20 protein-coding genes and 2 pseudogenes are annotated in these 18,639 nt (G+C 72.5%); 12 read left to right on the top strand and 10 right to left on the bottom strand.

Annotated features, from left to right (window positions below):
• Window positions 1–1,001 precede the first annotated feature (1,001 nt).
• Window positions 1,002–1,340 carry a hypothetical protein gene (locus AB0J72_RS52320; RefSeq protein ID WP_363414538.1) on the top strand — a complete coding sequence of 113 codons (339 nt, stop codon included), beginning with the start codon at window positions 1,002–1,004 and terminating at the stop codon, window positions 1,338–1,340.
• Entirely contained in the window at window positions 1,337–1,981 is a 645-nt protein-coding gene (locus AB0J72_RS52315) for a nucleotidyl transferase AbiEii/AbiGii toxin family protein (protein ID WP_363414535.1), read from the top strand. The genes AB0J72_RS52320 and AB0J72_RS52315 overlap by 4 nt, the downstream gene beginning before the upstream one ends.
• 52 nt (window positions 1,982–2,033) lie before the next feature.
• Here AB0J72_RS52315 and AB0J72_RS52310 read toward each other — a convergent pair whose 3' ends face one another.
• A complete protein-coding gene (locus tag AB0J72_RS52310) occupies window positions 2,034–2,303 on the bottom strand; it encodes a hypothetical protein (RefSeq protein WP_363414532.1) in 270 nt (89 codons plus the stop codon).
• A gap of 199 nt (window positions 2,304–2,502) precedes the next feature.
• On the opposite strand from AB0J72_RS52310, the gene AB0J72_RS52305 reads away from it, so the two are divergent.
• From AB0J72_RS52305 to AB0J72_RS52280, 6 genes and pseudogenes are all read left to right on the top strand, one after another.
• Window positions 2,503–4,674 (top strand): acyltransferase family protein, encoded by a 2,172-nt coding sequence (locus tag AB0J72_RS52305; RefSeq protein WP_363414529.1) that lies wholly within the window; start codon window positions 2,503–2,505, stop codon window positions 4,672–4,674.
• 42 nt (window positions 4,675–4,716) lie between these two features.
• Window positions 4,717–4,845: pseudogene (locus tag AB0J72_RS52300) on the top strand (sigma factor); the annotation flags it as partial.
• A 118-nt stretch (window positions 4,846–4,963) separates the two neighbouring features.
• On the top strand, window positions 4,964–5,104 hold the full coding sequence (locus AB0J72_RS52295) for a hypothetical protein (RefSeq protein ID WP_363414526.1): 141 nt from the start codon (window positions 4,964–4,966) through the stop codon (window positions 5,102–5,104).
• Between the two features lie 67 nt (window positions 5,105–5,171).
• A pseudogene (locus tag AB0J72_RS52290) lies at window positions 5,172–5,477 on the top strand (FAD-dependent oxidoreductase); the annotation flags it as partial.
• Between the two features lie 53 nt (window positions 5,478–5,530).
• Window positions 5,531–5,776, top strand: coding sequence for a hypothetical protein (locus AB0J72_RS52285; protein WP_363414621.1), 246 nt, complete (start codon window positions 5,531–5,533; stop codon window positions 5,774–5,776).
• A gap of 122 nt (window positions 5,777–5,898) precedes the next feature.
• Window positions 5,899–6,120, top strand: a complete 222-nt coding sequence (locus AB0J72_RS52280) for a hypothetical protein (protein ID WP_363414618.1) — start codon at window positions 5,899–5,901, stop codon at window positions 6,118–6,120.
• A gap of 30 nt (window positions 6,121–6,150) precedes the next feature.
• Here the strand turns inward: AB0J72_RS52280 and AB0J72_RS52275 are convergent, their stop codons facing one another.
• Genes AB0J72_RS52275 through AB0J72_RS52265 form a run of 3 tightly spaced genes read right to left on the bottom strand, consistent with a single transcriptional unit; the run spans window position 6,151 to window position 8,260 of the window.
• Window positions 6,151–7,380, bottom strand: coding sequence for a hypothetical protein (locus AB0J72_RS52275; protein WP_363414523.1), 1,230 nt, complete (start codon window positions 7,378–7,380; stop codon window positions 6,151–6,153).
• Complete coding sequence (locus AB0J72_RS52270) at window positions 7,346–8,011, bottom strand: enterochelin esterase (RefSeq protein WP_363414520.1); 666 nt, start codon at window positions 8,009–8,011, stop codon at window positions 7,346–7,348. The genes AB0J72_RS52275 and AB0J72_RS52270 overlap by 35 nt, the downstream gene beginning before the upstream one ends.
• Complete coding sequence (locus tag AB0J72_RS52265; protein WP_363414517.1) at window positions 8,012–8,260, bottom strand: PspC domain-containing protein; 249 nt, start codon at window positions 8,258–8,260, stop codon at window positions 8,012–8,014.
• A 107-nt stretch (window positions 8,261–8,367) separates the two neighbouring features.
• Between AB0J72_RS52265 and AB0J72_RS52260 the strand changes: the two genes are divergently transcribed.
• A complete protein-coding gene (locus tag AB0J72_RS52260) occupies window positions 8,368–10,236 on the top strand; it encodes a hypothetical protein (RefSeq protein WP_363414514.1) in 1,869 nt (622 codons plus the stop codon).
• 21 nt (window positions 10,237–10,257) lie between these two features.
• Here the strand turns inward: AB0J72_RS52260 and AB0J72_RS52255 are convergent, their stop codons facing one another.
• Window positions 10,258–11,400 carry an AI-2E family transporter gene (locus tag AB0J72_RS52255; RefSeq protein ID WP_363414511.1) on the bottom strand — a complete coding sequence of 381 codons (1,143 nt, stop codon included), beginning with the start codon at window positions 11,398–11,400 and terminating at the stop codon, window positions 10,258–10,260.
• An 86-nt stretch (window positions 11,401–11,486) separates the two neighbouring features.
• Between AB0J72_RS52255 and AB0J72_RS52250 the strand changes: the two genes are divergently transcribed.
• From AB0J72_RS52250 to AB0J72_RS52240, 3 genes are all read left to right on the top strand, one after another.
• Window positions 11,487–12,200, top strand: coding sequence for a lysophospholipid acyltransferase family protein (locus AB0J72_RS52250; protein ID WP_363414508.1), 714 nt, complete (start codon window positions 11,487–11,489; stop codon window positions 12,198–12,200).
• Window positions 12,201–12,253: 53 nt separating this feature from the next.
• A complete protein-coding gene (locus tag AB0J72_RS52245) occupies window positions 12,254–13,198 on the top strand; it encodes an acyl-ACP desaturase (protein ID WP_363414505.1) in 945 nt (314 codons plus the stop codon).
• A 132-nt stretch (window positions 13,199–13,330) separates the two neighbouring features.
• Complete coding sequence (locus AB0J72_RS52240; RefSeq protein ID WP_360570188.1) at window positions 13,331–13,696, top strand: Lsr2 family protein; 366 nt, start codon at window positions 13,331–13,333, stop codon at window positions 13,694–13,696.
• A 61-nt stretch (window positions 13,697–13,757) separates the two neighbouring features.
• On the opposite strand, the gene AB0J72_RS52235 is transcribed toward AB0J72_RS52240, so the two are convergent.
• From AB0J72_RS52235 to AB0J72_RS52215, 5 genes are all read right to left on the bottom strand, one after another.
• Window positions 13,758–16,028, bottom strand: coding sequence for a fibronectin type III domain-containing protein (locus AB0J72_RS52235; protein ID WP_363414615.1), 2,271 nt, complete (start codon window positions 16,026–16,028; stop codon window positions 13,758–13,760).
• 75 nt (window positions 16,029–16,103) lie between these two features.
• Window positions 16,104–16,520, bottom strand: coding sequence for a hypothetical protein (locus AB0J72_RS52230; protein ID WP_363414501.1), 417 nt, complete (start codon window positions 16,518–16,520; stop codon window positions 16,104–16,106).
• Between the two features lie 45 nt (window positions 16,521–16,565).
• Complete coding sequence (locus AB0J72_RS52225; RefSeq protein ID WP_363414498.1) at window positions 16,566–16,727, bottom strand: hypothetical protein; 162 nt, start codon at window positions 16,725–16,727, stop codon at window positions 16,566–16,568.
• Between the two features lie 119 nt (window positions 16,728–16,846).
• Window positions 16,847–17,341, bottom strand: a complete 495-nt coding sequence (locus tag AB0J72_RS52220) for a GNAT family protein (protein ID WP_363414612.1) — start codon at window positions 17,339–17,341, stop codon at window positions 16,847–16,849.
• A gap of 111 nt (window positions 17,342–17,452) precedes the next feature.
• Window positions 17,453–18,639 (bottom strand): ABC transporter permease (locus AB0J72_RS52215; RefSeq protein WP_363414495.1); only part of this gene is annotated, 1,187 nt, incomplete at its 5' end.

Raw genomic sequence — 18,639 nt, 5'->3', positions numbered from 1 at the left:
TTGCCGACCCGCATCCGGATCACGCTCCTGACCATGCCGCCGGCGCTGACGAGGCCGCCGGTCAGGAGGCCAGCAGCGACGCGAGGGAGCCCTCCTGTTATGTCCGCTGATCCAGTCGCTGCATGCTCCTGTCAGCGCTTCCGGAAAATTGACCCCTAGCGAGTTGGCGGATTCGAGAGCCCGGGGGTCAGTCTTCCGGGAGCGGCGACAGCTCCCCACCCTGCCCGCAACCTGTCTGTCCGCTGCCGGCGACGGATGCCCTGGCCGGCATGCGGCTGGGCTCGGCGTGGCGGTGGCCGGCAGCAGGCCGGATCGGGCCGGCGGTGTCGAGGCACCGGGTCCGGGAGCCGACGCTGTGTAGCGTCGCTGATCCGCACCCCCCTACGACGATCCGCATCGTGCCGCCGACGCCTGTCCGGCCGGTGGCGGGGCTCCGGCCGCGAGTTGGCACGCCCTTCGACTGGACCTCCTGCCCGCTCCTCACCTCCGTGGTCGCCTGGATTGGCCTGGTCGTCAGTCGGCCGCTGCCCTGGCCGCGAGGCGAAGCAGGCCGACCTGCGCTCAGCACCAGGCCGCGTGAAGGCCCATCCCTCATGATCCCGGGCGATTCTGGTAGCCCTGACTACCGAAACCACACGGGATCATGGCGGCCGGGAACGGTGCGACGGCTGACCAACTGTCCACCTAGTATCCTAGGAAGCGAAGGCGCAGGGCGACGCGTCACACTCGGCGGGCGCAGCCTCGGCGAAGCGCGGCGGCCGGCCACCAGTTGCGGCGCGCACGCGCGATCCCAGCCACGCGCGCCAGCGCGGGCTGTGCGTCGCGGAGCGGCGCATTGGGGTGCGGGTGAGAATCCCCGCCGGGACCCGCCGCGGTAGCGGTGGGGCGGAAGCACAGCGGTCGGGTGAGAATCCCCGCCGGGACCCGCCGCGGTAGCGGTGGGGCGGAAGCACAGCAGCGGTACACTGGCCGACTACAAGGGACCATGGAAGGGCCGGGCGATGCAGGACGAGACGGATCCGGGGCGGGTCGCGTTTCTCGCGCGGCCGCATCGGCCGGCGCTTGTCTCCCGGACCCTTGCTGAGCTGCGGGGGCCGGTCCGCGGGGTCGTGGAGTTGCCGCAGCGGCTGATGTGGAATCCGCGGCGGGACTTCGACCTGGACAAGCCTGACCTGCTGCTGTGGATGTACGAGAACGTGCTGCGGGAGGCGATCCGCGTCGAGGAGCTGCGGCGCTGGGTCAACGGGCGGCGGCTCGTCAGGGTGTGGCCCGACCTGAACCTGCCGCGTGGGGTCCGGCTGGCGTGGGAGGCCCGCCATCAGCCACTGCGGCTGAGGTGAGCACGACCGACCCGTTCTACACCGAGGTTGCCAGGATCGCCCTCGCGGTGGGGGAGCGGCACGGGTTCGTGCTCGGGGGCGGGTTCGCGTGGTTGATGAGCGGGCTCGTGTCGCGGCCGACCGAGGACGTCGACCTGTTCACCGACACCGACGGCGGGGCCGGGCGGGCCGCGGACGCGGTGTGCCGGGCGTTGCGGGGCGCGGGGTACACGGTGCAGGAGGAGGAAGCCGATGACCTCCTCGACCTGTTCGCCGGGTTCGACCAGCGGGAGTTCACCGTCGGTGATGGCGCCAGGACGGTGCGGTTGACGTTGAGCCGGCTCGACCGGAGCGAGAGCCCGGTGATGATGGACGTCGGGCCGGTCATGCACCGTGACGACCTCATCGCCACGAAGGTGGCGGCGCTGGTGAACCGGCGGGAGGTGCGGGACTACATCGACGTGGCCGCGGCGCTGCAGCACTACTCCGTGCCGCAGTTGCTCGAGCTGGCCCGGCGGCAGGACCCGGGGCTGGAGGACGAGGACGTTTCCGCCGCGGGCCGCTACCTGGACCGGCTCGACGACGGCCGGTTCGCCTACTACGGGCTGGCCCAGGACCGCGTCGCCGAGCTGCGGCAGCGCCTGAAGAGCTGGCCCAGATAAGCGAAGAGCTGGCCCAGACAAGCGAAAGACAAAGCGAAGACAAAGCGAAACCTCAGGCGCGGGCCAGCGAGGCCTCGTTGGACAGGACGGTGGCGAAGCCGCGCAGCGTGCGGTCGACCTGGCGGCGGGCGGCCTGGCCCTTGCCGGTGACGTACGCGGAGCCGGTCAGCTCCATCCGCTCGCGGCCGTTGGTGCCCAGGACGCGGGTCAGCAGGACCTTGCCAACGCCGTCGACCTCCATGACGACCGGGTGGGCGCGGTGCTCGCCGAGACCGCACCGGTGACCCCTGGCGCACCATTCGGGGTGGTCGTACGGACGCATGAGGCAACCTCCAGCAGATGAGAACGCGTCAACTTCATCGACGGTACGAGCGGTTACCAGCACGTACTACGGATTGTGACGTGGGCTACCGCAGCGTCACCGGTACGGGGGAACGGCGCCGGTGAGCCGGGTCACCTGACAGGCAGGCGCCGGGAGGCACCCGCTACGGTGTGCCGGTGCCGAACCGCCGGAGGGGTTGTTGACCACCTATCAAGCGCAACGGCGATCCACGGACGTCAACGCACAAGGCCCGCAGCGCCCGCAGGGCAGGCCGCAGGCGCCGACCGCGGACCGGTTCCGGCCCGACATCGAGGGTCTCCGCGCCGTCGCGGTGCTGCTGGTGGTCGCCAACCACGCCGGTCTCGGGCTGGTGCACGGCGGGTACGTGGGCGTCGACGTCTTCTTCGTCATCTCCGGGTTCCTCATCACGCTGCACCTGTTCCGGGAGCTGCAGCAGACCGGGCGGATCCGGTTCGGCGCGTTCTACGGGCGGCGGATCGTACGCCTGCTGCCGGCGTCGACCGTCGTCGTCATCGCCACGGTCGCGGCCGCCTGGACGTGGATGTCGCCGGTGCAGGCGAAGGCCGTGGTGTTCGACGCGCTGTCGGCGGCCGCGTACGGGATCAACGTGCGGCTGGCGGTCCTCGGCACCGACTACCTGTCCGCGGAGCTGGAGCCGTCGCCGCTGCAGCACTTCTGGTCCCTCGCGGTCGAGGAGCAGTTCTACTTCATCTGGCCGCTGCTGCTGCTCGCCGCGGCCAGCAGGACGGCGAGCCGCCGGCGGGCCGCGATCGCGCTCACGGGGCTGGGTTTGGTGTCGTTCGCGGTGTGCGTGTGGCAGACCGGGCACTCGCAGCCGTGGGCGTACTTCGGGATCCAGGCCCGCGCGTGGGAGCTGGCGGCCGGCGCGCTCATCGCCCTGGCGGCGGAGCGACTCAAGGCGGTGCCCGGAGCGGCCGTGGCGACGTGGCTGGGTGTCGGCGCGATCGTCGCGTCCGCGGTCATGTTCGACGAGACGACGCGTTTCCCCGGCATGGCCGCGCTGCTCCCGGTCGGCGGCGCGGTGCTCGTCATCGCCGGCGGCACCGCGCGACCCAGGCACGGCGCGGTCGCGATCCTGGGGACCGCGCCGATGCAGGCGATCGGCAAGCTCTCCTACAGCTGGTACCTGTGGCACTGGCCCGCGCTGATGCTCGCCCCGCACGTCGCCGGCCAGGAGCTCGGCACGTGGGCGAAGGCGGCGGTCGCGGCCGGCAGCCTGCTGCCCGCCTGGCTGTCGTTGCGCCTGGTGGAGAACCGGGTCCGGTTCAACCCCGTGTTCAAGCGCCGCCCCGGGCGGGGGCTCGGGCTCGGTGCCACCCTCACCGCGCTGACCTTCGGCGCCGCGGCGATCTTCCTCGGGCTGCCGAACGAGGTGAAGGGTGAGGGCACCGCCCAGGACACGGCGAAGGCCCTGTCGCAGCAGCCCGCGGTGTCGGAGGCGCAGCAGCTGGCCGACGCGCGCAAGAAGCTCCTCGAACTGATCGCGACCAGCGCGACCGTGGCCGCGATGCCGCAGAACCTGACGCCGCCCGTCACCGCCGCCGCCAACGACCGCCCGGAAGGGTCGAAGGGCTGCCTCGCGTCGCTCGACGAGACGAGTATCAAGACAGCCCTGGGCCAGCAATGCGATAAACACGGCGACCCGCAGGGCACGGCGACGATGGTGCTGTTCGGCGACTCGCACACGGAGCAGTGGTTCGACGCGTTCGACGCGGTGGCGAAGAAGCGGCACTGGCGGCTCGTCGTGCTCACGAAGTCGGGGTGCACGCCCGCGGACGCGTACACGATCAAGATCAACGCACGGCGGGCGTTCACGGAGTGCGCGACGTGGCGCGAGGAGGCGTTCACGAAGATCAAAGAGCTCAAGCCGGCGTTGGTACTGCTGTCGACCCGCACGTACACGGACCCGCCCGTCGACAAGGCCGGCGCGCCCGCCGGGGACAAGGCGGAGGCCGACGACCTGTGGTCCGCCGCGTTGATCCGCTCCGCGAAACGCATCCAGCAGCTGGGCGCGAAGCCGGTCATCATGCAGGACACCCCGGACCCGCGCGGCGCCAGCGTCCCCGACTGCGTCGCCGCCCACCCCGCCGCGGTCCAGCAGTGCGCGCTGAAGGTCACCACCGCGATCTACGCCAGTCGCAGGACCGCCAACGCCGACGCGGCCAAGGCGGCCGGCTTCCCGGTCATCGACCCCACCACCTGGTTCTGCACCGACACGGTGTGCCCGGTCATCGTCGGCAACGCTCTGGTGTACCGCGACGGCAGCCACGTCACGGCCAGCTACGTCAAACTGCTCACCCCGCTGCTCCAGGCGGAGCTGCCGAAGTAGCATCGGGCCGGTTCGCTGATCCGAGGGGTCGGGAGGCCGGGCGTGGAGCTGGCGGACGCCGACTGGGCATCGCATCGTCCCGCGGTGTTCGGCGCCGCCTACCGCATCCTCGGCTCCGTGACCGAGGCCGAGGACGTGACGCAGGAGGTCTGGCTGCGCGCCGCCGCGGCCGACCGGCGGCGGCAAGGCGACCGCCGCCCGCAGGCCGGTCCGGGGCGCCGAGACGATCGCCCTGCTGGCGGTCAGGCAGATCGAGATCAGGCGCCCCGACGCGTTCCAGATCATCGAGGTGAACGGAGGTCCGGCCCTGGCGACCTTCTGCGGCGGCGTGCTGGTCTGGGTCGACACCGTGGACGTCGCCGACGGCCGGATCACGGCGTTGCGGCGACTGGTCAATCCCGAGAAGCTCGCGCACCTCCGTCACATCTGAGCCCGCCGTCCTGTCTGCCTGCCGAACCCCCCGATCCCCGGAGGGCGAGGCTGGGAGAAGACAGCAGATGGCACACGTGGTGGCCGGCGGCGCGGAGATCGGCTACGACCGCCTGGTGCTGGCGGCGGGCAGCAAGCTCGTCCGGCCTCGGGGTCTGCCCGGCGCTGAACGGATCTTCGACATCGACACCCTGGACGGGGCCCGCCGGCTCGCCGACCATCTGCGCGACCGGCAGGGCTGCACCGCCGTGGTCGTCGGCGCGGGGTTCGTCGGCCTGGAAGCCGCGACCGCACTCGCCGCGCGCGGGCGGGTGCTGCTGGTGGACCGGTCAGCGGTGGTCGGGGACCAGCTCGGCCCCGGCCCGCGCGGGGAGATCGAGGCGGCGCTGGACGAGCTGGGCGTCGAACGCCGCCTCGGGACGACGGCTTGCTCGGTGTGCCGCTGCGCGACTTCACCCCCGGCCCGTACGTCACCTGCCGGGACCTGGGCGGTGCCGGTGCGGTCTTCACCCGGGGCTGGGACCGCCGGGTGGTGGCCTCGGGCGCCGCCGGCAAGGAGGTCAAGCAGCGGATCAACCAGCACATCCACCCGCCGGTCGACGACGCCGCGAAGATCCTCGCAGCCGCCGACCGCGTCCACATCGAGCTCCCCTTCTTCCCCCGCGACGAGTAGAACGTGGCGGGATCAGCCGGTGTTCTCGTGTTTCCAGAGGTGCTTCCCTACAGTGAGAAGAGATCTGAGCGAGGGACGTGCGGCACGCGGGCCGGCCCGGCGGCCCGGCGAAATGAGGACCGATGATCGAGAGCAGCACATGGGCCGCGTTGGCGGCCATGGTGATGGTCGTGGCGGCGGTCGCCTGGGTCGACGCGCGCTGCCTCGCCGACCTCAGCACCACGCCCGACCGTCAGCTACGACACTTCGACCGCTCGACCTGGAAAATGATCATCATTGTGTCGTTCCCCATCGGGCCGGCGCTGTACGTTGCCTTCGCCAAGGGCCCCGGCCGCCTCAGCTGACGGACGATCCATACACGCGCTGGTGCGGTGTCAGCCGGTGTTCTCGTGCTTCCAGAGGTCGATGAGGCCGCGGAAGTGGGCGATGAACCGGTCGTGCTCGTGTGGCGGGTACGTGGCGCGCACGGTCGACACGAGCAGGTCGTCGAAGTCGGGGGACGCGACCCACTCGGCGACCAGCGCCGGCACGTGCGGCAGCGCGGTGTCGCAGAACTCGCGGTAGTCGTCGACGGCGAGGTAGTCGTCGGCGATGCGGCGGTACGCCGTGAGCTTGTCGCGGTAGTCGAGCGACGCGTCGTCGGCGACGGCGAAGTAGCGGGCCGTGTCGAGGTCCAGGCCGGGGCGCCGGCCGGTGACGACGCAGAACGCGGACCAGCGCACGAGCGCCGTCATCGCCCACGGGAAGTAGTAGTGCAGGCTGGTGAGGGCGACGTCCGGGCACGCGTTCGCGTAGTCGATCGGGTGGACGACGCCGTCGCGGACGAGGGACTCGCACGAGTTGAACTCCCACCGGAAGAACGCGTTGACGAGCCGGGAGATCGTGACGACCTCGTCGCCGACCGTCGCGTCGAGGAAGTCGTGCTCGACCGCGTACCGCTCGTGCATCGGCAGCTCCGGCCGGAACTTCATCACCATCGTCTCCGGGCCGATCGTCAGGGAGCGGGTGAAGACCTCGTACCCCTCGATCGACTGCTGCAGGTGCATGAGGCGCTCACCGGACTGGTCGTAGGCGGCGTGCAGCGCGGCGGAGTCGGCGATCCGGGACACCCCGACCCAGGCGCCGCCGTCGTAGGGCTTCATGAACAGCGGGTAGCCGATGCCGTCGGCGACCGCGTCGAGGTCGAACGGCTGGTTGTAGCGTTCGGCGGTGTACGCCCACTTCGCGTGGTCGACCGGGTTCTTGTACGGCACGAGGACGGTCTCCGGCACGTGCAGCCCGAGGCGCATCATCGCGCAGTACGCGGCGTGCTTCTCCATCGACTGGAACGTGAACGGGCTGTTGAGCAGGTACACGTCGTCCATCAGCGCGACCTTCTTCAGCCACTCGCGGGGGTGGTAGTACCAGTACGCGAGGCGGTCGATCACGAGGTCGTGGGTGGGCCGGTCGCGCAGGTTGAACGGCTCGATGCTCACCCGTGCGGTCCGCAGCCGGTGGTCGGTGCCGTCACGGCCGCGGATCGGGCCGATCCGGCCGATCAGCGTCTCGAACGCGCGGGGCCAGTCCTGCTCAGTGCCGAGCAGCAGGCCGATGAGATGGTCCATCCGTGAACTCCCGTCCATCCGTGAACTGCCGCAGCAGTGGGGGCAGGTGCGGGCCGAGCGCGTCGCGCCAGGTCGTCATCGAGTGACCGCCGGGCACCTCGATCAGCGGCACGCCCAGCCGCCGCGCCATGGCCCGGTTGTTGTGCAGGTTCTCCTCGTCCCGCCCGCACGTCAGCACCGTCTCGGCCGCGGTCGGCGCGGCGACGTCGACGAAGTCCAGGATCCGCCGGTACCGCGGAAACCCCGACTCCTGAGGGTCCAGCTCGGCGGTGAAGAAGCTCCCCGACTGCAGGAACAGGCCGGCGAAGGTGCCGGGCCGGTGATGCTCCGCGTGCAGCAGCGCGAGCGCGCCGAGGCTGGAGCCGAGCCCGACGCGCGGGCCGGCCGGCAGCCGCGGGAGCACCCGGTCGACGAGGGCGTCGGCGTAGGCGGGGTTCGCGGAGTACCACTCGTTGCGGTCGCCGGGGGACAGCAGCGCGACGTGCGCGCCGCGGGCGACGGTGGACAGGGAGGCGCCGTCCTCGTAGGCGGGTCCGTCGTGCGCGACGAGGACCACGGGCGCGCCGCCGGCCGGCGACACCACCCGGACCTCCAGGGTGCCGCCCAGCACCGGCACGCACAACGCGGTCACTCACGCACCATAGGGCAGGTGTCCGCCGGACGCAGGGCTGACGGGCCTGACCTCCGGCGGGGTGTCGGGCATGACGATCCACAGGATCGGGTACGCGAGGACCGCGGTCCCGCCGGTGAGCAGGACGGCGAGGAGGAACACGGCGCGGGCCATGGTCGGGTCGACGCCGAAGTACTCGGCGAGGCCGCCGACGACCCCGGCGAGGGTACGGTCGGCGCGGGAACGGCGGAGGCGCTTGATCTCGGTCATGTCCTCAAGGTTGCCCGCCGGAGCCGCCCGGCGACCTCGGGTGAGGCCCTGAACGATCCCTGAGACGCCACCCCGAGCGGGTGATCGCCTCATCTACCATCGCAGTCGTGGACGTCGATGATCTGGTGCGCCGGGCGTTCGCGGCGGGGGAGCGGCTGAGCCTCGGCGGCGCGGAGGTCGACGCCGCGCTGCTCGTGGAGCTGCTCACGGCGGAGCCGCCGAGCCGGCGGGCGGCGCTGCGCCTGCACGACGCGAAGGTCACCGGCCGGCTGGAGCTGTCGTTCGCCGAGGTGACCTGCCCGCTGCTGGTCCAGGAGAGCGAGTTCGCCGAGGCGCCGGACCTGTACTGGGCGCGGCTGGCGTTCACCGGCTTCCGCGACACGGTCATGCCGGGGCTGCAGGCCGCCGGCGTGACGATCGCCGGGCACCTGCGGATGTCGGGCGTCCGCAGCACCGGCATGATCAACCTGCGGGACGCGAAGATCGCAGGTGGGCTGCTGCTGGAGCGGGCGCACCTGCGCGCCCCGGGCGGCACCGTCCTGTCCGCGGAGCGCAGCCAGCTCGGCGGTGACCTCGTCGCCGAGGAGGGCTTCCGCGCCGACGGCACGATCCAGCTCTTCCAGGCCACCGTCACCGGCGGCGTGCACCTCGACGGCGCCACGATCGTCGCGCCCGCCGCCGCGGCCCCGCCGCCGGACGGCCGGACGGGCGCCTCCCGGTTCGGCGGGCGGAAGGGCCTGGACCTGGACAGCGCCACCGTCGCCGGCGGCGTGTTCCTGCGCCGCGCCGACGTCGAGGGGGAGGTGAGCCTGCGCCACTGCACGGTCAGCGGGGTCGCCACGTTCTCCGGCGCCACCCTGCGCAACCCCGGCGGCGTCGCGGTGCGCCTGGACCGGGCCGACGTCGGCGGCGGCGTCCACCTGCTCGGCGGCGTCAAGGTCGACGGCGAGACCCGCCTCGTCGGCGCCCGGGTCGGCCGGGGGCTGCGGATGGCCGGCGCGACCCTGAGCAACCCCGGCGGGCACGCCCTGCGCGCCGACAACTGCACCGTCGAGGGGCCGGTCGACGGGCGGGACGGGTTGACCGCGACCGGCGGGGTGTCGCTCGTCGAGGCGCGGGTCGGCGGGGCGGTGTTCCTCGAGGGCGCCCGCCTCGACAACCCGGACGGCACCTCGCTGCGCGCGACCGGGATCGTCACCGGGTCGCTGATGAACTGCTGCACCGGCTTCACCGCGACCGGGCGGGTCTCGATGAGCGCGGCGCGGATCGGCGGCAAGCTCTGCCTGCAGGAGGCGCACCTGGCGGCGCTGAAGTGCACCGGCGCGGAGGCCGGCGAGGTCGACCTGCGCTTCGCCGCCCCGCCGACCGGCCCCGTCGACCTGCGCTACATGCGGGCCACCCTGGTCCGCGACGACCCCGCCACGTGGCCCGTGGACCTGCGGCTGGACGGCCTCACGTACCAGACGCTGGACCCGCTGCTGGAGCCGCCGCGGCGGCTGGAGTGGCTCGCCAGGACCGCGGACGGCCTGCCGCCGCAGCCCTACGAGCAGCTCGCGACCGTGTACCGGCAGCTCGGCCACGACGACGACGCCCGCACCGTCCTGCTCGCCAAGCAGCGCCGCCGCCGGGCGACCCGGCCGTGGTGGACGCGGTCCTGGGGGTGGCTGCAGGACGTGACCGTCGGCTACGGGTACCGGCCGCAGCGCGCCGCCGGGTGGCTGCTGGCGCTGCTGGTCGCCGGCACGACCGTGTTCGCCACCTGGCGGCCGGCGCCGGTCGATCCCGGTCAGGCGCCGGAGCTCCACCCGCTGGTCTACACCCTGGACCTGCTCCTGCCGATCATCGACTTCGGACAGGAGGCGGCGTTCCGGCCGGCGGGTGCGGGGCAGTGGCTGGCGTTCGGCCTGATCGCCGCCGGCTGGACCCTCGCGACCACGGTCGCCGCCGGGTTCACGAGGGTCCTGAGCCGCAACTGAGGCTGAGTCCCCGCCAGGACGTCAGCGGGCGTCCTGGCGGGGGATGAGGACCTCGCGGACGATGAGCTGGACCGCGGCGACGACCGGGATCGCGATCAGCGCGCCGACCACACCCATGAGGGCCACGCCGAGCAGCACCGACAGGATCGCGGCCAGGTCGCTGACCTTCACCGCCCTTCGCATCACCGTCGGGTAGATCAGGTAGTTCTCCACCTGCTGGTAGATGATGAAGAAGATGACGCAGGCGATGCCCGCCGGGATGCTGGTGGCGAACCCGACGATGCTGACCACGATCGCGCCGAGGGTGGCGCCGATCTGCGGGATGAGGTCGGTGATCGCGACCAGGACCGCCAGGGCGTAGGAGTACTTGATGTCGAGGATCAGCAGGAACACGAACGACGAGATGCCGGCGATGACCGCGATCGCGAGCGCGCCGCCGAGGTAGGCGCCGACCTTCATGAGGATCTCGTCGCCGAGCAGTGCGACCCGGTCGCGGCGGGAGGCGGGGACGAGCTTGTAGCCCCCCTCCTTCAGCCGGTCGAACGCGGCCATGAAGTACAGCGTCAGCACGACCACGGTCACGATGTTGAACAGGGCGCCGAAGACGACCTGCGCGCCGCCCCAGACCCCGCCGAGCGCCTTGGTGACGTTGCCGGCGGTCGCGACCGCCTTCAGCTGGTCGAGCAGCTTGTAGTCCTCGTTGAGCTTGTTGAGCTGGTCCTGGTGGCGCAGGTTGTCGATGTAGGTCGGCAGGTTCTCGACCAGCGCCCCGGTCTGCGTCACCAGCGGCGGGATCAGCGCGAGCAGGCCGCCGCACAGCAGCAGCATCGCGCCGATGCCGACGGTCGCGACGGCGAGGACCCGGGGCATACCCCAGCGGGTGAGGCGGACGACGGCGGGGTTGAGCCCGATCGCCAGGAACATCGCGATGAAGATGAGCACCAGGATCGACCGGACCTGGTCGACCGCCTGGTAGAGGCTGTACGCCAGGAGCAGGCCGAGGCCGCCGAACAGGCCGATGAGCAGCGGCGAGCGCCGCATCGGCGGGCCGGGCGTGCCGAACCGCGGCGGCGGCACGACGATGATGACGTCCTCGTCCGCGGCGGGCGGGTCCCCAGGGGTCTCCTCTTCGGGTAGTTCTTCGAGGTCCTGATCGACCGACATCCCGGGCTCCCGCTGCAGACGATGAAAGAAACGACCTTGGGGCAGGGTACCGGGTGACGTCCAGCGAAGGTCGGTAGCGTAATGGGATGGCTGATCTCGTGTACCCCCCGGTCATCGCAGTCGCGAAGACGATGTTCCGGCTGCTCAACATGCGTATCACCGTCGAGGGGGCCGAGCACGTGCCGACCACGGGCGGTGCGGTCATCGCCTGCAACCACGTTTCCTACCTCGACTTCATCTTCTGCGGTCTGGGCGCCAACGCGTCGAAGCGGCTCGTGCGGTTCATGGCCAAGGAGTCGATCTTCCGCCACAAGATCGGCGGGCCGCTGATGCGCGGGATGCGGCACATCCCCGTCGACCGGGAGGCGGGCATGGCGTCCTACAAGGCGGCGCTGGAGAACCTGAAGGCCGGCGAGGTCGTCGGCGTGTTCCCGGAGGCGACGATCAGCCAGTCGTTCACGATCAAGGACCTCAAGAACGGCGCCGCCCGGCTCGCCGCGGCCACCGGCACGCCGCTGGTGCCGATGGTGCTGTGGGGCACGCAACGGTTCTGGACCAAGGGTCACCCGAAGAACCTGAAGCAGCGCGGCGTGCCGATCACGATCATTGCAGGTGAGCCGCTGCACCCGACGCGCAAGGACAACGCCGACGCCGTCACCGCGGAGCTGCGGACCCGGATGACGGCGATGCTCGACCGCGCGCAGCGGGAGTACCGGGACCGTCCCGAGGGCGTGTTCTGGCAGCCCGCGCACCTCGGCGGCACGGCACCGACGCCTGAGTCGCTGCTGGCCGCCGACTAGTTGAGCATGTTTCACTCTGTACCGATCCCGCCCCTGACACCAACGGAGGTTCCGTGACGACCGAGCCCACCGCCACCCTGGCCCTGCTCACCGAGCTGGAGCCGGTGGTCGAGGCCAACCTCAACCGTCACCTGGCCACGGCCAAGGAATGGTTCCCGCACGAGTACGTGCCGTGGAGCCAGGGCCGCGACTTCGACGGCGTGCTCGGTGGTGAGGCGTGGGAGCCCGGCCAGTCGAAGCTGTCCGACGTTGCGCGCACCTCGCTCATCGTGAACCTGCTCACCGAGGACAACCTGCCCAGCTATCACCACGAGATCGCCCTCGTCTTCGGCCGTGACGGCGCGTGGGGCACGTGGGTGCACCGCTGGACGGCGGAGGAGGGCCGGCACGGGACCGCGATCCGCGACTACCTCCTCGCCACGCGCGCCGTCGACCCGGTCGCCCTGGAGCGGGCCCGGATGACCCACATGGAGGGCGGGTTCAGCAACGCGTACGAGGGGCTCATCGAGTCGGTGGCGTACGTGTCGTTCCAGGAGCTGGCGACCCGCGTGTCGCACCGCAACACCGGCACCGCCAGCGGCGACCCGATCTGTGAGCAGCTCCTGGCGAAGGTCGCCAACGACGAGAACCTCCACATGATCTTCTACCGCAACCTGCTCAACGCCGCGTTCGACGTCGCGCCCAACGCGGCGATGCGGGCAGTGACGAAGGTCGCGAAGTCGTTCCAGATGCCGGGCCACACCATCGAGAACTTCGGCCGCAAGTCGGTCCAGATCGCCATGGCCGGCATCTACGACCTGCGCCTGCACCACGACGACGTCCTCGCCCCGGTGCTGCGGCAGGTCAAGGCGTTCGAGCGGACCGAGCTGACCGGCGACGGCGAGGCCGCGCGCGAGGAGCTGTCGGCGTACCTGGCCGACCTCGACACGCAGGCGAGCCGCTTCGTGGAGCGGCGGGAGGCCACTCGGGCGCGGCAGACCGCCCGGGCCGCCGTCTGAACGCGGTTACTCTTCGGGTACGCTCCAGCGACCGTTCCGTGCCCGTCACTGCCCGTCTGACCGTTTTTTACGCGGAATTCGGGTTGTTGACGGGTACGGAAGTAACTCCCCGTACCGGAAGGCAGCATCGTCATGGCCAGACGCGTGATCCATGAGCTGATCGACGACCTCGACGGCGAGCTCGCCGACGAGAGTGTCAGCTTCGGCCTCGACGGCGTGCAGTACACGATCGACCTTTCCGCGAAGCACGCCGCTGAGCTGCGCGAGGCCCTCGCGTCGTTCATCGGCGCCGCGACCAAGGTCGGCCGTCTCACCCCGGCTCCCACCGCCCCGGCTCGTCCGGGCGGCCGGGTCCGGCCGGTCCTGTCCGCCCGCGCCGAGCGGGAGCAGAACCGGGCCATCCGCGAATGGGCCCTGTCCAAGGGCATCGAGGTGTCCGACCGCGGCCGGATCCGTTCGGATCTCGTCGAGCGGTTCCACGCCGAGGCAGGACATTGAAGGTTCGTGTCACCACGCACTGAGGGCATCCGCGGCACCGCGGGTGCCCTCAGTGTTTGACCTAGTGTTTGAACCTCCATGACGCGCCCACGAGCAGCATGCCGGCGATGACGAGGGCCGCGCCCGCGCCGGCGGTCCGCCCGACCGGGTCGCCCGTGACGGCGAGGACGCTGCCGCCGGCGTCGCCGAACTCGGTCGCCTCGTACTCCGCGGCGACGGTCACCGCCATCGTCAGGAACCTTGGCTCCCCGCCCGAGTCGACGCCGGCCGCGACGAGCGTGTGCGGCCCGCCCGTGACGGCCTCCGGCACCGACACCTCGGCGCTGAACGTCCCGGCGCCGTCGGTCATCGTCGTGGCGAGCACGACCGGCGTCGAGTAGACCGCCACCTTCACCGTCGAGTGCGGCGCGAAGCCCGACCCGGTCACCGTGAACAGCTCACCCGGCGCGACCTCGTCGCCGCTGGAGCCGCCGAAGTGCCCGATCCCGGCCGGCAGGTCCGCCGGCACCGTCACCTCGTGCGGCACCGCGACCTTCGCCGGCTCGCTCCACGCGGAGTTGCGTCCGTGCCGGCCGATCGCCATCACCGTCACCGAGTACGTGTCGCCCCACTTGAGGCCGCTGATCGTGCACGAGTTGCCGGACACGGTCTCGCACACGCCGTGGTCGCCGCCGGGCGCGGTCGCCAGGGCCTGGAACCGCGCCACCCCCGTCCCGGGCGCGCCGGCGATCCACGACACGGCGATCGCCTCGATCTTCGCCTCCGCGGTCACCGCCGTCGGTTCGCCGGGCGCGACGCTGGGCGTGCCGGTCGCGGTCACCCACCCCGACTCGCCCGAGGTCGCGCCGTCGCTGCGGACGCTCACGGTGTACGAGGTGCCGTTCGCCAGCCCCTCGATGGTGCAGGTCGGGTGGGTGGTGACGCAGTCGCGGCCGGGCTCCTCCTCGACGTGCACGGTGTACCCGCCGACGGCGTGGTCCGGGTCCCACGGCGCCCGCCACTCGACGAGCAGCTTCTGGTCGCCGGGGGTGACGACGAGGCCGACCGGCTCGGGGACGTCCGTGGACTGCGCGGCCGGGCCGCCGGCGACGACCGGTGCCGACGCCGCGCTCGGTGCCGAGTCGCCGCCCGCGCCCTTCGCCACGACCCGGAACGTGTACGCGGTCCCGGGCTCCAACCCGGTCACCGGGCACCAGGTGGTGGCGCCGTCCCCGGTCGCGCAGGTCTTCGACGCGTCCTGCACGGCGGTCACGACGTACCGGTCGACGCCCGCGGCCGGTGCGGCCGGCCTGGTCCACCCGACGGTCACCGACGTCGCCGACGTGACGGTGGCGTGCACGCCGGTCGGTGCGGCGGGCGGCCCGGCGACGACGACGCCCGACGTGGCGGGGGCGGAGGGATCGGACGCGCCGGCGCCGCCGTATGCGACGACCTTCACGGTGTACGACCCGCCGGCCGCGACCCCGACCCGGATCTCACAGGTGCCGGTGCCGGCGGTGGCGCCGAGGCAGCTGCCGGCGACGGACCCCCGCTGGTCGTACGCGGTCGCGACGTAGTGGTCGACGCCGGTCCCGTCGTGGGTCCACGCCACCCTGAGCCCGCCCGGCACCGGCACCGCGACGACGTCCGCGGGCGCCTGGATCGCGGCCATCACCCCGGCGGTGTTCACGTCCACGCCGGCGTCGCCGGCCGGTTCGGTGTCCGGTTCGGTGTCGGTGGCGTCGCTGTCTGAGGGGCCGCGGCTCGCCGGGTCGGTCGCGGCGGGTCCGGTACCGGTGGGCTCGCCGGCCGACGGGGCAGCGGAGCCTCCGGCGCTCGCGTCGCCCGCGGGGACCCCGGGTGTGGGGCCGGGCTCGGCGGCCGGTCCGGCGGCGGTCGCGTCGTCGACGACGGCGTCGGCCGGGTTGCCGTCGGCGTCCAGCGGCACGTGCCCCGAAGCCGCTCCACCCGCCGGGCTCGTGCCACCGGCTGGGCTCTTGCCGCCGCCCGGGCTCCTGTTCGCCGCCGGGCTCATGCCGCCGGCCGGGGCGGCGCCGCTCGGCGCCGCGGTCGACGGCCGGGTGCGCTGCTGCGCCTTCGGCGCCTTGCTGGAGGCGGCCGGCGCGGGCGCCGGCACGGTCACCGCCGCACCCGACGGCCCAGGGGAGGCGGTGCCGCCGCCCATCAGCCCGGCGAACGCCGGCCCTCCCGTGACCACCAGCCCGACGAGCCCGGCGGTCACCAGCGCAAGGCCGGTGCGCGCCCGGCGGCGGCCCGGTCCGCGGCGACCCGCGGCACTCGACGTCAACCCGGACTGCGCACGCATCCCGACCCCCGTCACGACGACCGTCACGCCCCTCAAGACGCGAACACGTTTCGCAATCTAACGATTACGTTGCGTGTACATCGTGAAAACCGGAGATCCGGGTCAGCTGACGGTGTAGGTGAGGGTGACCGTCGTGCCCTTGCAGCCGGGGGCGGCGGTGACGGTCACGCCGGACACGGTGGTGGTGCCGTTCGCCGGCACGGCCCGGCCGACCGTGCGCGGGCTGCCGTTGATCTGGTAGTCCGCCGCCGAGCAGCCGTTCTTCGAGGACGTGGCGAAGACGGCCGTGACGATGTGCGCCCACCGGCGGAACGGGTTCGGGTTGCTCACGGTGACGGTGACGGGCGTGGCGGAGTTGATGTTCGTGGCCGTGGCGCCGGCGACGGTCAGGAGCTTGCCGGCCGTGACCGTCGCGGCCCGCGCGCCCACCGCCGTCCGGGCGACGTAGGCGCCGGCGGGCTGGGCCGGTGCGAGGGCCGCGACCACCATGACGGCGACCGCGGCGTACCAGGCGCGCATGCACTCGTCCTCGACTGACGACCGGCCCAGTGACCCGCGTCCGGCTCAGCTGACGTTGGCGGTGACCGTGATGCTCTTGCCCAGCAGCGACGTCTGGTCGACGTCGGCCGAGTCGTCGATGACGATGGCGCCCGTGTACGTGGTCGTCGACGACGGCCCCGACTTGTCGAGCACCGCCGGCGCCAGGGCGGGCTGGGTCAGGTGCACCGGCGACGAGCATGCTCTTGAACGACTTCCGCACCTGGGGCGCTCCTTCATGAACGTGAAGGCGCCGGTTTCGCCACTGATTCCCGTCGTGCTGGGGCGACCAACCTACGCCCGACGGATCACTGCCTCGCCGCACCGCGTCGCGATGCACCCCAATCACTCCACGCCCGCCCCGTGGTGCTGTCCGGCCCGGGTCCGGTCCCGCCCGCCTGACCAGCCGACACGGCCCGCGCCAGCCGCCCGCGCAGCCCGTCGCGCACCCCGGGCCAGTCATCGTCGACGATCGAGTACACCACCGTGTCCCGCCACGACCCGTCCGCCCGCCGCCGGTGCTTGCGCAGCACCCCTTCCCGCGCCGCCCCGAGCCGTTCGATCGCCCGCTGCGCCCGTACGTTGCGCACGTCGGTCACCAGCCCGACCCGGACCGCTTCGAGGGTGTCGAACGCGAACGCCAGCATCAGCAGCTTCGCCTCGACGTTCGCGCCCGTGCCCCACCAGCGCTGCCCCAGCCACGTGTAGCCGATCGTGACCGTGCGCAGCCCCGGGTCGGGGTCCGCGAACGAGGTCGTCCCCGCCACCTCGCCGGTGACCGCGTCGACCTGCGCGTAGGGCAGCCGCTCCCCACGCGCCCGCCCGGCCCCGACAGCGAGCTCCTGGGGTTCCGCGGAACCCCAGGAGACGTCGACGGACCCGACCTGCGGGTGGGGCAGGTGGTCGATGAGCGGTTACGGGTGTGTGATCGCGGTGAGCACGTCGAGGCGGGCGGCCCGGCGGGCGGGGAGCAGGCCGGCGACCAGTCCGGCGATGAGGGTGACGGCGACGACGAGGGCGAGCTGCGCGACCGGCAGGACGACCGCCGCCTCCGCGGCCGTGCCGAGCTGCCGGACCGTGCCGGCCCCGAGGGCGACGCCCAGGCCGACCCCGACCACGGTGGCGAGGGCGGCGAGGAGCGCCGCCTCGCCCCGGACCATCGTGCGCAGCTGCGTCCTGGTCATGCCGACCGCGCGCAGCAGGCCGATCTCGCGGGTCCGCTCCGACACCGACAGGGCCAGGGTGTTGGTGATGCCGAGCAGCGCGATGACGATGGTGAGCAGCAGCAGGGCGGTCACCAGGCCGAGGACCTGGTCGATGGTGGCGGTGCGGCCGGCGACGGCGGCCGCCTGGTCGCGGACCTCCGCGGTCGGCATGTCGGCGAGCGCTGCGGCGAGGGCGCGCTGCCCCGCGGAGAGGCTCACGCCGCCGGCCAGCTTGACGAAGACGCTGGCGTCGACGTCCTCCGCGTAGTGCTTCGCGTAGGTGTCCAGCGAGATGATGTAGTCGGTCTGCAGGGCCTGCGCGTCACGGTCGCGCAGGAGCCCGACGACCGGCAGGTCCTGGGTGCCGGTGCGGGAGAAGGTCATCGGCAGCCTGTCGCCGACGGCCAGCCCGCGTTCGGCGGCGACGTGCCCGGCGAGGATGACGCCGCCGGTGTTGAGCGCGTCGAGGCTGCCCGCGGTCAGCTTCAGCGTGGTGACCCGGGGCAGCGTGGCCGGGTCCACGGCGGTGAGCGCCGACACGGTCTCGCCGTCCTTCCAGTGCCCGTAGCGCAGCCGGGACGCCACCGCGACCTCCGGCAGCCCGGCCACGTGGTGGTGGACCGTCGCCGGCAGACCGCCGAGCATCTCGTTGCGGGCGCTCTCCACCACGAAGTCCGCGCTGACCGTCTCCGCGTAGGTCTGCTGCACCGACCGCTTCACCGAGGTCGCCAGCACGGCGGTGAAGCTGACCAGCGCCAGGCCGAGCGCGAGCGCCAGCGCGGTGGCGGCGGTCCGGCGGGGGGTCCGCGCCGCCGACTCGCGGGCCAGGCGGCCCGGCGTGCCGAAGACGTGCAGCGGCCGGCCGAGCAGCCGGGCGGCGGCCGGCGCGAGGGCCG

This window comes from Dactylosporangium sp. NPDC049742 (assembly GCF_040674675.1).
In the GTDB taxonomy this organism is placed as follows: Bacteria; Actinomycetota; Actinomycetes; order Mycobacteriales; family Micromonosporaceae; genus Dactylosporangium; species Dactylosporangium maewongense.
Note: the sequence above shows the minus strand (reverse complement) of the source record. Positions and strands in the feature narration are given on the sequence as shown.